Here is a 14,445-nt window from a genome sequence, read left to right on the forward strand (position 1 = left end):
AACAAATGCAAAATTTAAACAGGCTCTAAAAGTTTTGCCAAAAGGCCTTTTATCTTTCATCTTTCACCATAATCGTTTGATAATCAATGAAGGCTTATGATAGAGAAAATAACAAACGCTTTTTATTCACGTGGATATCCCACCGGATTGTTCATGATTGGCAATTGGCTGTCCGTTAGTTTCAAGATCCGTTTTAAAGCAGCCTGGTCCATCGTGGCACGGGGAACGGTTGCCAGACCGGTGGCTGCGCAGAAAATATTGATGTTTTGGCAAACGATGCCGGCATCGACAGCGGCCATCAGTTTGGTGTGGTCGGCAATGTTTCCGAAGCGTGAAAGATCGGAAACGAGTACCAAGCTGACTGGGGCTGATTTGACAAAATCCTGACTGCCGGCAACAGCGGCCCGGTGATCTCCTTTAGCAATAGGTTGCAGGCTGTTTGCCTTGGCATCGTACAGGTAAGCGCCCTCTTTCATAATGACATAAATGTCGATATCCTGTTTGTTCAACGCTGAGGGAGCCGTTCGTTTTCCGTCCGGGCGGTTAATCCCGTTTGCTGCCCATAATAGATCCGATAGATCCTGTAAACTGAGTTCCTTGGCTGCATATTCCCGGTCGGAGTGACGGTCGGATAACGCTTTCATAATGGAACTGCCTCTGTTTTTGTCCGGAGAGCTTAATTTGATTGCTTTCAGATCTTGTGCATACATGGTGACGACGAGTAATAATGATGCAAAAATGAATGATAATTTTCTCATAAACTTATTCTTTTTATGATTGGTTTCAACAAAAATAGGTGAAATATGCAGAAATCGAACACCAAAATACAACTTTTACAATTCTTTAAACTGTAAAATTACGAATGGCTCGTAGATAAAGTTACATTTGCAACTGTTTTTATGTGAATGTATAATCGATAATATCTAAATTCTCAAATTTAATGAAAGAAAAACTACTCTACTTAATGCTGATACTATTTGTGTCTGCGTCAGTGTTTGCGCAAACCGGAGGTGGATCAGCCGCCTTTACAATTAAGGGCCAAGTAGTCGACTCTCTATCCAATGAGTCCGTACCTTATGCCACGTTGAGGATAGCTTTGGCTTCCGCACCGCAGAATCCTGTGAAATTGTTGGCTTGTGATGATGATGGCAAGTTTACGGCAACGATGAACAAGCCGGGTAAGTATGTGATGACAATGGAATCTTTAGGGAAAGTGCCTGCCAAGAAAACATTTACATTGTCGGAGAGCAAGAAAGTCGTGAATTTCGGTAAGTTGTTTATGCATGACGATACGCAGCAGTTAAAAGAGGTTACCGTAACAGCCCAAAAGCCGTTGGTGAAGGTGGAAGTCGATAAATTGACTTATAGCCTGGAAGACGACCCGGAAGCTAAAACCAGCAATGCGTTGGAAATGTTCCGTAAGGTTCCGATGGTCACGGTGGATGGCGAGGATAAAATCCAGTTGAAAGGATCTTCCAATTATAAAATCTATATGAATGGCAAACCCTCCAATTTATTGAGTGGCGACAACGCATCCGATGTATTGAAAAGTATGCCGGCCAGCTCGATCAAGAACATCGAGGTCATTACCGATCCTGGTTCCAAGTATGATGCAGAAGGGGTTGGAGGTATTATCAATATCATTACGACCAAGAACGCATTGCAAGGATATACGGGAACGATTCGTGCCAATGCCAGTACGCTGGGTAGCTTTGGTGGCGGTGGTTATGTTTCGATGAAGGCAGGAAAGTTCGGTATTACTGCGAATTATGGCTATAACTACCGTAATTCCCCCTGGAATGATACCTATTCGATGCGAGATGAGGAAGAAGCGAAATACCAGCAGGGTGACGAGACTTTTACCCGTCCGTCTTCTTTGTTGAATGAGCATGGACGCAGCAAAAACAAAGGGCCGTTCCAATACGGTTATTTGGAAGGTAGCTATGAGATCGATACGTTGAACTTATTAAGTGTAGGTGTCAATTTGTTCCGGGGAAAATCAACTAATCTCTCCGAATTGATTGCGGATAAGGTCAATCGGACCGATCTGACAAATGGGGAACCGACAACGATGTATTCTTATAAACGTTATTCGGATTCAAAAGGAACATTCGGCTCTACAGACGTCAATGTCGATTTCCAGCATTCAACCAGTAAGAAGGATGAATTGCTGACTTTGTCCTACCGCTTCAGCCAATCCCCCAATGACAATGAAGGGCATTCCCGGCTTGAAGATCTGGAAGGGGTTTATAGCCAGGCTTACCGCTATCCTAACTGGAATATTAATGATGCTTCAACGACGGAACACACGGCACAGGTCGATTATACGACTCCTTTGTTTAAAGATCAGACATTGGAAGCCGGTGTGAAATATATAAATCGCCAGAGCAAGAGTAATACATTGGAACAGGTGAAGGATTCTTTAAATGCCTGGCAGGATATTTCGCAGCGTAATAGTGACTTCCGTCATACTCAGCATATTTATTCCGCTTATTTGGGATATATGGTCAAGTTCAATAAATTCGGGGCTAAAGCAGGTGTCCGTGCGGAAGGAACCAGCTTGAATGCGGAGTTTGCCAAGGCGCCGGAAGAAAACTTCAAAACAAATTACTTTGACGTTGTCCCGAATGCGACATTGACTTACCAGTTAGACATGTCTTCACAGTTACGTTTAGGATACAATATGCGTATCCAGCGTCCGGGGATCTGGTATCTGAATCCGTATTTGAATAACATCGACCCGCAGCGTATCTCGCAAGGTAATCCGAATCTGGATTCGGAAAAGAGTAATAATGTGAACTTCAACTTTAGTAAGTTTGCACAGAAGTTCAGTATAAATGCAAGTTTGAGCTATACATTTGTTAATAATGCGATTGAAAGATATACAATAATTGCCAACTTCCCGGAATCCGATCCGCTTTCTCAATATAACGGAGCTTCTTATAGCACTTATGGAAATATGGGAAAACGTCAGCAGGTCGGATTGTTCCTGTATGGCAGTTGGAATCCGGTTCCTCTGTTCCGTATCTATATGAACGGTGGGTTGGATTATACGAATATCGACAGCAAAAAGTCATTGGGACTGACAAAGGATGGTGTGGCTGGCCGAATCTTTGCAGGGACACAGTTTAATTTGCCGAAAGATTTTCGTATTAATTTGCATGGTGGTTATTTCAGTCCGTGGATTCAATTGCAGGGAAAACAATCTCCTTTCTACTTTGCAGGTCTGAATATCAGTAAGGATTTCCTGAAAAAGAAACTCTCCGTTTCTTTGGGTGCACAGAACCCGTTCTGGAAAACCATGAAGATGGAATCGACTACGACAGGTGAAGGTTTTGTGGACCGTTCTACTACTTGGCGTCATGCCCGTGAGTTCCGTTTGAGCGTCTCTTACCGTTTCGGTACGATGAAAGGCCAGATCAAGAAAGTGCGCCGCGGTATCAGCAACGACGATACTAAAGGCGGTGGAGAAGGCAATAACGCCGGTGGCGGTGAACAGGCAATGTAGAAATTTATGAATTCTGATTTATGATTTATGGGTTTCTAATAAATCATAAATCAGAATTCATAAATCATAAACCTCTCCTTAAATTTCCGCTCTCGGACAAATCTATCCATCCAATTAGACAAATTGTGCCTGTCTTTCTGCCGCCAATCACCTACTTTTGGCTCGTATATAAAGAATTTTGTAAACATGAAACACACGATCTTTAGTCTGATACTCTTTTTTATCAGCACTTCAACCTTTGCTACGCGTAAAGAAATCCTGTTGAACGAGAACTGGATGTTTCGTTTTTCCCATCAGGTACAGTTTAAAAGTGAAGAACGGGTGAACCTGCCCCATACTTGGAACAGTGGCGATGCCCTTTCCGGCAAGCAGGATTACTATCGTGGAATGGGTAACTATACCAAAACGCTGTTTGTAAAACCTGAATGGAAAGGCAAACGTCTCTTTCTGCGTTTTGAAGGAGTCAATACAATAGCGAATGTTTTTATTAATGATGTGCATATCGGCGAACATCGCGGCGGATATGGCGCGTTTGTATTCGAGATTACCGATAAAGTGAAATATGATGCCGACAACCGGATATTGGTGAAGGTCAACAATGCCTTGCAGCAGGACGTCATGCCTTTAGTCGGCGATTTTAATTTCTATGGAGGTATTTACCGGGATGTGAATCTGATCATAACGGACCCGGTTAATATCTCACTCACCGACTATGCTTCTCCTGGTGTCTATCTGATTCAGAATAAAGTGACGAAAGAGCAGGCCGATGTGAAGGCAAAAGTGCTCGTCTCTAACGGAAGCGCGAAGGTGCAACCCGTAAAAGTGGACATCAAGATCTGGGAGGACGACAAGCTTGTCCAACAGCAGGATATAAAAGTCACGGTGGATGCCAATGACTGGGCTACAACCGGAATGGATTTGACAATCCGAAATCCCCGTCTTTGGAATGGCCGTAAAGATCCGTTCATGTATAAGGCCGAAATATCTCTTCTTTCCGAGGGTCAAATAATAGATCGGATTGTACAGCCATTAGGCTTGCGCTATTATCATGTGGATGCCGAGAAAGGTTTCTTTCTGAATGGGGAACATCTGAAACTGAAAGGAGTATGCCGCCACCAGGATCGGGCGGAAAGGGGAAATGCGCTTTATAAAATGCATCACGATGAAGATGCGGCCATTATGGTCGAGATGGGGGCTAATGCCGTTCGTCTGGCTCATTATCCGCAAGCGACTTACTTTTATGACCTGATGGATAAATACGGAATTGTCACCTGGGCTGAAATTCCGCAGATCGGGCCGGGCGGATACCAGGACCAGGGCTACATCAACCAGCCTTCTTTCCGGGAGAACGGGAAAGAGCAGTTGAAAGAATTGATTCGCCAGCATTATAATCATCCGTCGATCTGTTTCTGGGGGTTGTTCAATGAGTTGAAGACCATCGGAGACAATCCGACCGAGTATATCGAGGAATTGAACGACCTGGCCCATCAGGAGGACCCGACTCGCCTGACAACATCTGCCAGCTTCCTTTCTTACGACGATGATATAAATAAGGTGACTGATGTGATAGCCTGGAACCAGTATTTCGGTTGGTATGGCGGTTCTCCTTCCGATATGAGGAAATGGCTGGATGCCAATCATAAGGCACATCCGGAGTATAAGATTGCCATCAGCGAATATGGGGCAGGGGCGAGCATCTACCATCAGCAGGATTCCGTGAAACGGGGGATTGCTTCCGGTTGGTGGCATCCGGAGAATTACCAGACTTATTATCATATCGGAAACTGGAAAGCATTGGCGGAACGTCCGTTCGTCTGGGGTTCTTTCATTTGGAACCTGTTTGACTTCGGTGCGGCTCATCGTGTGGAAGGCGATCGTCCCGGTATCAATGACAAAGGGCTGGTGACTTTCGACCGCAAGGTGAAAAAAGATGCTTTCTATTTCTATAAGGCAAACTGGAATACCGAGGAACCGTTTGTTTACATCACGAACCGCCGCCACCGCGACCGTTCCTTGGCTGTTACGGACATCATGATCTTTTCTAATCAACCAGAAGTCGAATTGTTTGTAAACGGAAAAAGCCTCGGCCGGCAGAAGCCGGATGAATATGCGACATTCAAGTGGAAAGGGGTTGCTCTGCAGGATGGGGAGAATACGATAGAGGCTCGTTCCACCCAAAAGAAGAATCCAGTGAATGATAAGGTGGTCTGGACGGTGAAATAATAATAGTTAGAATTTTTAAGGGAGGTGCCAAAATTCCTCTCTCTTGTCGGGAATTAATCCCCCGACAAGAGAGAGATTTCTTTTTTTGACATTCCCCTTTTTTATTCCTTCCCGTAAGGGATCAGCTCTTTCAGTATTTGTTCTTTATACCACGGATCGTCTGCTTCTTTCAGCAAGGGAACCATCTGTTTGCATAAGTCGGATACGATTCCCTTATTCTCCTGCCAAGGGAGATTCTGCATCTGATACGGATCTTCCAGGTCATTAAACAAAAGGATGTCCTTGAGTTCTTTTGTCTTTCGGTCGATTGTGAGTGACATGGTATATTGATGTGTTTTGATCCCTCTCGACACCGGAAAATAAGAAATGACTTTTCCATCGGCATCCTTTTCCCCATCGATATTTTTGATGTACAAGGCTCCCTGACGCAAAGGGACGGAAGAATCCTTTCCTGTAAAACGTCCCGCATAATTCCGCCCTTCCACAGTGGCCGGAATCTGTTTTTCCAGACCGCACAGTCCGAGTATGGTCGGCATGATATCAGGAGAAGACAACAATAGTTCGCTGTCGATCCGAGGTATTACTTTTTCAGGAAAACGAACTATGAACGGGACGTTCATGCTTTCTGCATAAGGTGAGTTTTTGGGATCGTCCGTATTTTGGCTGCACATGGTTTCTCCATGATCGGAAGAGAAAATAACGAGGGTGTTCTTGTCCAATCCCTGTTTTTCGAGTTCGTCCAGTATTCGTCCGAAAGCCCGGTCGACACCTGTCACCGATGCAAAGTAATAACGTACGGATGGTGCTTTTTTCATTTCCCGGTTCGCATTCGGACGAATCAACAGGCTGTCCAGCGGTAGGTCTTTGTATAAGTTGTAATCTTCCTCCATGCAATCTTCCAGTGAGGCGTACGGACTGTGAGGCGGGTTGAAGCTGACCATCATAAAGAACGGCTTTTCAGGGTCCCGTACGTTCCCCTCATTCCGCAGATAGGAGATGGCTTTGTCTGCTTCATGTTCGGGCGACCACTCGTTTATCTCATGCTTGACGCCTTCGGTATCCCAATAGTGCGGATGCTTGTGGACGTCATAGGTCCCGTACGAATACCAGTAATCGAAACCATGCCGGCGTTCTGCCGGCGTATAGGCATCCCAGGCCGGAACACGGTCTTCCACGTATTTTCCGGGACGTTCCGGGTCATTGGGAGTCGGGCAGTCGACATGCAGTTTCCCGATATAAGCACAGTTATATCCGGCTTGGCTGAACACGTCGCTAATGCAGGTCGCATCTTCGCGCAATGAACTGATCGGGCGGTTGGCATTACAGTTCAGAGGTACTCCGCTATGTTCCGGATACATCCCCGTCAACAATATTCCCCGATGCGGACTGCTCAGCGGGCAGTTGCTCATGGCCGAAGTCAGCACAACAGATTCTTTCGCAAACCGGTCCAGATTAGGCGTATGCACCGGATCTCCCTCGAAATTCACCGCATCCCGGAATCCTGCCTCTTTCCAGAAACCCATCGCATGGTTACGCATTTGGTCTGGAAAGATGTAGATGACGTTAGGAGTACTTGATTTTTGTGTTTTACATCCTAGTAAGGAGAATATAATCAAATTACTTAAATAGAAGTAGCGACTTTTATTTTTCATAATTATCCCCCCTATTCTCCAATAGCTTTTTGCTTAACTCTTCTATAATCGCTTTATTCTCTTCTTTTCCTGCCACATTATAATTCTCATCTCCATCATTCGAGTGATCAAATAACATCCGTTCTATGATCCGTTCGTCTTTGTCCCTCCATTCTGTATAAAAATACTGATCCTGTATAAAAGTGAAACCGTTTGCCCAACGGGAAACCCCATACCCCTTTGTTTTCGCCTCCGGTGATTTTAACAAAGGAAGCAGGCTGGTCCCTTCCAACTGAGCAGGCCGTTCGATTCCGGCAGCATCGCACATGGTCGGATATAAATCGACAAATTCCACAATTTGTTCACAACGGTGTGGTGTTTTTATTTCAGGAGAATTGATTATAAGAGTCGAATGCAAACAGGTATTCATAATGCTATGTTTGCACCAAGTACCATGTTCTCCCAAATTCCACCCATGATCTCCAATCAATACGACAGTCGTATTTTTATCGAGTCCTTCTTCTTCCAGGGTTTTTAACAGCCGACCGATCTGTGCATCCACAAAAGAGACAGAAGCATAGTAACCATGTATCATTAATTTGGCAGTCTCTTCATCCAACGGTCCCTGTTCCGGGATACCGCTATAGGCTCTCAACTCGGACCAATTAGTCAAAGCACGTTCCGGGATATTGTTTCCTGATTTTAATATATAATTCTCAGGAATCTCAATTTCAGAATGATCGTACATATCCCAATACTTCTGAGGCACAACAAAAGGCAAATGAGGACGAATAAATCCTACGGCAAGGAAAAAAGGCTTTTCCTGCTTTTTCAGTTTTTTCAAATCCTGTATGCTTTTATCAGCGATTTGCCAATCCAGATAGTCCTTTTCAGGAAAATCTCCATGCTCATAAAAATACCCGCGTCGGCCTTTGCCTGTTTTTTGCTGTTTCTGCATTAAAGCCAAGTTTTCATCCGAATGATATCCCATTGCCGTACCAGGCACGGGAGGCATGACATCATCCCAATATTTCATGGAAGCCTCATCCTGGTGATGATAAATCTTTCCGTTTGCGATCGTTATATATCCGGCGTCTCTAAAACATTTCTGTATGGTAACTGCGTCAGGAACATCCACATCGGTACGGGCATTCCAAGTCTGTAACAGATTTTTTGTCGGACGCAATCCGGTTAACAGGCTTGCGCGGGAAGCTCCGGAGACAGCAATATTGCAGTACGCCCGGTCAAATAATACACTCTGTGTCGCCCATCGATCAATATTCGGAGACTTGATCTGCTTCCGGCCATAACAGCCCAACTCTGGGCGAAGGTCATCGCAAACGATAAACAAAATATTTTGTCTGTCGTGATTCGTTTTCTGTTGTGACCAAACATTTATAGAAGCCGTAACGGCCAAACCTGTCAAAATAAGATTGCGTTTATACATAATATTAATATGATATCAGATTATACAAAAAAACGAAGTTACTTTCGGAAAGGCCGAACCCTTCACAAAAGTAACTTCTAAAAATCTTAAAAAACTATTACCAGTTCGGATTTTGTTCTAAAGATCCATTTATTTCGATTTCAGTAGCAGGAATCGGCCACAGATAATCGCGATTTTCACGGAATACACGCGTCAACAACCGTTTACCGGTGATACCGTATTCTTCACGGTTTAATAAAGTATGGGATAATTTCCAGCGGCGCAAATCGCTGTCACGAATACCTTCACCGGCTAATTCATAAGCTCTTTCACGGAAAATACGCTGGAACACTTCATCCTTGCTATTTGCAGCCAGATAAGAAGGACCGCTATTCAACAAAGCAATGCCGGCACGGGCACGGACTTTATTGATATATTCGACAGCTTTTGGCTGATTCCCTATTTCATTGTAACATTCGGCCAACATCAGATAAACGTCCGCCAAACGGATGATCGGAAAGTTGACAGGTGTATGTTCACGGTTCGTAATAGCTCCGTTCCAGTCACCTTCGGGAACAAATTTTCTCCAGAAATAAGTTTCCCAACCCCCTTTATTATTACGCATGAAACCATTATTTTCATTTACTGCCACAACATCACCTTTCTGGTTCTTTGCAAAGATGAATGTCATTAGACGCTCCTCATTACGATTCCATCCCAGATAAGTAGTATAAGGAGCAATAACCGTAGCCATCAAACGCGGATCGCGCTGGTCCCACATCTCCAATACTTTATCCGCTTCGACCGGTCTGTCCAGAATTTCGGCACCGGCATCATCGACTGTGCATCTGAATACTCGTTCACGAACCTGGTTATCTGTCGTATAACCAGGAAACAATTCGTCCCAATCAAACGGGCGTCCATCTTTGTATTCGTACATATCCACCAGGTTGACAGAAGGTAACGTATTATTCCAGCAGCTACCGTAAGAATTACGAGTACCGGCATAGAAACACAATGGCATACCATAGTCATTGCCTGTACCTCCCAAATTGATAATGGAGAAAATCATTTCAGAACTTGTATGGCCAGTCAGGTTGAACAGATCTGCAAAATTACTGTACAGTTCGTGCCCGTTTGTTGACTTTTCAAGATTTTCAATAGCCTTTTCGTAGTTCTTATTATAAAGATACACCTTGCCGAGCAATGCCTGGACAGCTGTCAATGTTACACGGCCATAGTTAGCATCATCCCATTTGTCAGGCAGCCCTGAATTCAGAGCCTTTTCCAGATCACTGATAATAAACGCCCGTGTTTCTTCTGCAGAACTTCTGGGTTTCATCAAGTTGTTGAAATCCTGTTCCAGGTTTGTTGTCTCGTCATACAAAGGAAGCCCTCCGAAATAGTCCATCAGATGGAAATAGATCAACGCACGTAAGAAATGGGCTTCCCCCAACATTTTGTTTTTTGCGTCTTCGGCAATGGGTGCTTCACCAATGCTGCGAATAGCCAGATTGGCACGCTGGACGGCATTGTAACCGTTCTGCCATTTGCCATTCAAGAAGCCGGTACGTGGTGTACAAGTACCCAATTGAAGAGCTTCATACTGGTCATAACCAACGGCAACATCAGAATTCACGTCAATCATGAACATCTTGCCATACAAATCAGTATTTTTTAGGGACGCATAAACCCCCATCAAACCAGACTTACATTGATCCTCTGTCTGCCAGAAGGTTGAAGAACTTAACTGGTCGTAAGGAGCCCTGTCTAAATCATAGCAGCTTGTCAATGCCAAGAGTGCTGCTAAAAAAGGCATAATATATTTTTTCATCTTATAATTCTGTTTATAAATTCAACAAACATGATCAGAATGTTACATTGACACCGATTACGGCTTGTCGCATTGTCGGATATGTAATGCCGTCGATTTCAGGATCATATCCTTTCCACTTTGTGAATGTAAAGAAGTTTTCCAAACTACCGTAGATTCTGACTCTATCCATATAGGCAACTTTTGTCCATGCCGAAGGCAATGTATATCCCAACGTAATATTTCGTATTTTCAGATAAGCTTTGCTTGCCACCCAAAAATCAGAATATTGCTCATTACGCGTATCACTATAGTCCAACAGACGGGGATATTTCGCATCTGTACGGCCTTCGTACCAACGTCCTTCGATTATATCAGCGTTCAACTGATAGCCCTGACGGACTGTTGATTTATACAGGGCACTCAGATATACATCTTTTATACCTGCTTGTCCCTGGAGCAGAGCAGAGAAATCGATGCCTTTCCAATTGAATCCCAAGTTCATACCATATGTGAATGTCGGGTTTTTACCATTACCGACAACAACACGGTCGTCATCATTTACCAAACCGTCACCATTCAAATCCTTGTAAAGGATATCACCTTTTTGCGGGGTTCCATATGGGAATACAACTTTACCTTTCACATCCGGATTATCCAACATAGACTGTACCAAAGCCAAGTCTTCATCTGTCTGAACAATACGATCTACTTCGCGAACATACAACGACCAGATAGGCAGGCCTTCCTTCAACATTCTTGCACCATCATAAGAAGGATCATCCCCTTTGAACTTATCCACGTTATTTTTGATATAGGTAAAGTTGAATCCGATGTTATAAGAGAAATCTTTACCAGCTCTGTCACTCCAGTTTGCAGAGAATTCAAGACCTTTATTGGTTACTTGCGCTGCGTTTTGCTTGGGGATGGTAGCATTACCGTGTACCATCGGGGCAGGAAGGTCGATCAAGATGCCATCCGTCTTCTTGTTAAAGAATTCAATACTTCCGGACAGACGGTTTCCTAAAACGTTATAGTCAAGACCGACGTTTGTGATATAAGTAGTTTCCCATGTCAAGGCTGCATTCGCGATAGCAGTTTGCGACAATCCCATTGCCACTGCACGAGCCAAGACATAGTTCGTTTGTGCATACAAAGATTGTGAAGTATAGTTGCCATCGTTATCGCGGTTAGAGCCTAACGTGTTGTTCCCCAGTGAACCGTATGAAGCACGGATCTTCAAGTTATCCAACCAACTGATATTCTTCATGAATTCTTCTTCAGAGATACGCCATGCTGCAGAAAAAGACGGGAAATACCCCCACCGGTTATCAGCCAAAAAACGCGAAGAACCATCTGCACGTAAGTTTGCTTCAAACAAGTATTTGTCGTCCCATCCTAAATTCAGACGTCCGAAGTAAGAACGCATAGCCCATTCTGTAATATTACCGGTTGAAGAAGATTCACCGATTGCACCGTCGATCACACCCAATGATGGATCAATAAGATCTTTGCGTGTTGCACTGAAATATTGGCGTTTATACTGTTCCTGGCTGGCTCCGACCATCAAGTTCGTACTCAAACGATCATCAAAGAAGTTTCGTTCATATCGTATAGTCGCATCCATAAAGTTTCTGAAAGTCTTTTCATTATAATTATAAATGCTGGTTTGTCCCACTCCGTCCGTATATAAAGTATTCGTTTGGAAGTTATACATCGGAACAAAATTAGGTTTGCTCTCTTTAAACTTATCATAATAATCATAAGTATAAGAACCTTGAATCGTTAAACCTTTCAATGGCGTCAGAATGGCATACAAACGGGTTTTCAATGTATTTGTCTGGACATTACCAGTCGTGTTTCTCAGACGATTATAAGGATTGTTCGTTGCATTTTGAGGATCGTCTTCCGCATTTGCATTGATACCTAATCTGTTTTGATCATCCAAATATGCAATACCCGGATTTCCACCAGTTAAACCATAAGTATAAATATCTTTGATATTTTCGCTGACAGGTGTCGTATTTGCGGTATATCCACTTAGATTAACTCCCAACTTCAACCAATCTTTAATTTGAGAATCAATATTCGCACGGAGACTAAAGCGCTCATAGCCACAATTTTCAAGGATACCCGGATTATTCAGATAATTGAACGAGGTGTAATAGGTAATCTTCTCTGAACCGCCGGATGCAGACAGATTATGTTGATGAGAAACACCTGTTTCATAGACATCAAAAATGTCACTGTTCGGGTAAGCCAGATAGTTAGGCATGCCATATTCGTTCAATCCGTTCGGATCTTTCGATTTTTCACGCCAAAGATTGATCACATTCTGAGAGAAAGGAGCCGGCTTATTACTATTGGTCATACCTTCATTCAGGTATTCCATATAGCTTGCATAATCGGAAACTACATCATAAGGCTTATCCAACGTTTGGAAAGATACATAACCCGTATAATCCAACTTCATTTTACCGGATTTACCGGATTTAGTCGTAATCAAGATAACACCGTTGGCTGCACGGGAACCATAGATCGCAGATGAAGCCGCATCCTTCAAGACACTGACTGTTTCGACATCCTGCGGGCTGACACTATTCAGGCTGCCTTCCACACCGTCGATAATGACCAGAGGCGAAGAGTTGTTCAAAGTACCCTGACCACGCACCTTAATATCTGCATCTCCATTATTGGACGGAATATTGTTGCTGGACGTGATTTGCACACCGGGAGCAGTACCGGCCAAAGCTGTTGAAATGTTTGTCAATGGGCGGCTTTCTGCCATTTCACTGACATTAACGGATGTAACAGAACCAGACAGGTTAACTTTTTTCTGCGTACCATAACCTACAACTACAACTTCTTCCAATGCTTGTGAGTCTTCAGTAAGTTTGATAGTAACGGTTTTCTGGCTATTTACCGGAATCTGTTGTTCTTTGTATCCGATAAATGAAACAATTAAAATAGAGTTAGGCGCGACTTCAAGAGAAAAATTACCATCCATATCGGTAATAGTTCCATTAGTTGTCCCTTTTTCCACCACGTTTGCACCTGCAATAGGTCCAAACTGATCTTCTACCACACCTTTAATAGTGTGTTTTGCCTGTTGAGGAGAAGCTACAACAGGATTCGGCTCATTTGAGCCAAACGTATCGGTAGAAGGATTAGCGGAGGCCATTCCGATTGATGCCAGGAACATAGTAGCTCCCAGGAACATCGCTCTCGATACATAAAAGCGTTTAAAATCTTTTGTCATAATAACACCAGATTGATTAATAAATTGATAATAATTCTCATTTCTCTAAATAGGCACTTTGTGTTTTTTCAATTGTGTTTTTCACAAAAGTGTGTTACTGATCTAAGTTCTTCAAGGACTATGGCGTTTCGCCATCATCCGCGAATTGCCTTCACCGCTTATGTTTGCCTTCATCAGAGACCAGGTCGGCCTCGGAAGATTCTATATTAAGTGACAATGGGTATGTTTCTGTTGTCAAACAGCCTGGTCATAGACCTTTTGCCTTTAGTCGAATACCTTTTCGACCAAGGTCAAAAGCCTTTTCGACACTGGTCAAAAACCTTTTCGCCCTTAGTCAAAAAGGTAAGGAGTGGTAGTAATAGCTGTTAATGCCTGTGTATTTGTTTATTAATCAATATTGTAGTCTCCTTGTTTTTCACTTAATTATATAGATGTGAAACCGAGAGGAACATGACCAACCCAAATCAGGACGAGACAGAGTGAAGGCAAATTTTTGAGGTGAAGGCAGTCCGGATATCTGCCTTCACCCTTGTATGACATGACAATCAAAAGGTATCAAAGACGGGTGAAGCTGAATCGGAAATC

General features: G+C 43.5%; 7 protein-coding genes. 2 read left to right on the forward strand and 5 right to left on the reverse strand.

The window, feature by feature from the left end:
- Window positions 1-122: 122 nt before the first annotated feature.
- Window positions 123-758 (reverse strand): SagB/ThcOx family dehydrogenase, encoded by a 636-nt coding sequence (locus tag NQ542_RS17070; RefSeq protein WP_005637407.1) that lies wholly within the window; start codon window positions 756-758, stop codon window positions 123-125.
- 182 nt (window positions 759-940) lie between these two features.
- On the opposite strand from NQ542_RS17070, the gene NQ542_RS17075 reads away from it, so the two are divergent.
- Together NQ542_RS17075 and lacZ4 are read left to right on the forward strand one after the other, a co-directional pair.
- On the forward strand, window positions 941-3,508 hold the full coding sequence (locus NQ542_RS17075) for a TonB-dependent receptor domain-containing protein (protein WP_005637405.1): 2,568 nt from the start codon (window positions 941-943) through the stop codon (window positions 3,506-3,508).
- Window positions 3,509-3,694: 186 nt separating this feature from the next.
- On the forward strand, window positions 3,695-5,731 hold the full coding sequence (gene lacZ4 / locus NQ542_RS17080) for a beta-glucuronidase LacZ4 (protein WP_005637401.1): 2,037 nt from the start codon (window positions 3,695-3,697) through the stop codon (window positions 5,729-5,731).
- Window positions 5,732-5,832: 101 nt separating this feature from the next.
- Here lacZ4 and NQ542_RS17085 read toward each other — a convergent pair whose 3' ends face one another.
- From NQ542_RS17085 to NQ542_RS17100, 4 genes are all read right to left on the reverse strand, one after another.
- Entirely contained in the window at window positions 5,833-7,383 is a 1,551-nt protein-coding gene (locus tag NQ542_RS17085; RefSeq protein ID WP_005637400.1) for a sulfatase family protein, read from the reverse strand.
- Window positions 7,373-8,809 carry a sulfatase gene (locus NQ542_RS17090; protein WP_005637398.1) on the reverse strand — a complete coding sequence of 479 codons (1,437 nt, stop codon included), beginning with the start codon at window positions 8,807-8,809 and terminating at the stop codon, window positions 7,373-7,375. The genes NQ542_RS17085 and NQ542_RS17090 overlap by 11 nt, the downstream gene beginning before the upstream one ends.
- A 97-nt stretch (window positions 8,810-8,906) precedes the next feature.
- On the reverse strand, window positions 8,907-10,622 hold the full coding sequence (locus NQ542_RS17095; RefSeq protein WP_005637396.1) for a RagB/SusD family nutrient uptake outer membrane protein: 1,716 nt from the start codon (window positions 10,620-10,622) through the stop codon (window positions 8,907-8,909).
- 34 nt (window positions 10,623-10,656) lie between these two features.
- Entirely contained in the window at window positions 10,657-13,860 is a 3,204-nt protein-coding gene (locus NQ542_RS17100) for a SusC/RagA family TonB-linked outer membrane protein (RefSeq protein WP_005637393.1), read from the reverse strand.
- Between the last annotated feature and the right edge of the window lie 585 nt (window positions 13,861-14,445).

Origin of the sequence: Parabacteroides merdae ATCC 43184 (assembly GCF_025151215.1) — a bacterium.
GTDB classification, from domain to species: Bacteria; Bacteroidota; Bacteroidia; order Bacteroidales; family Tannerellaceae; genus Parabacteroides; species Parabacteroides merdae.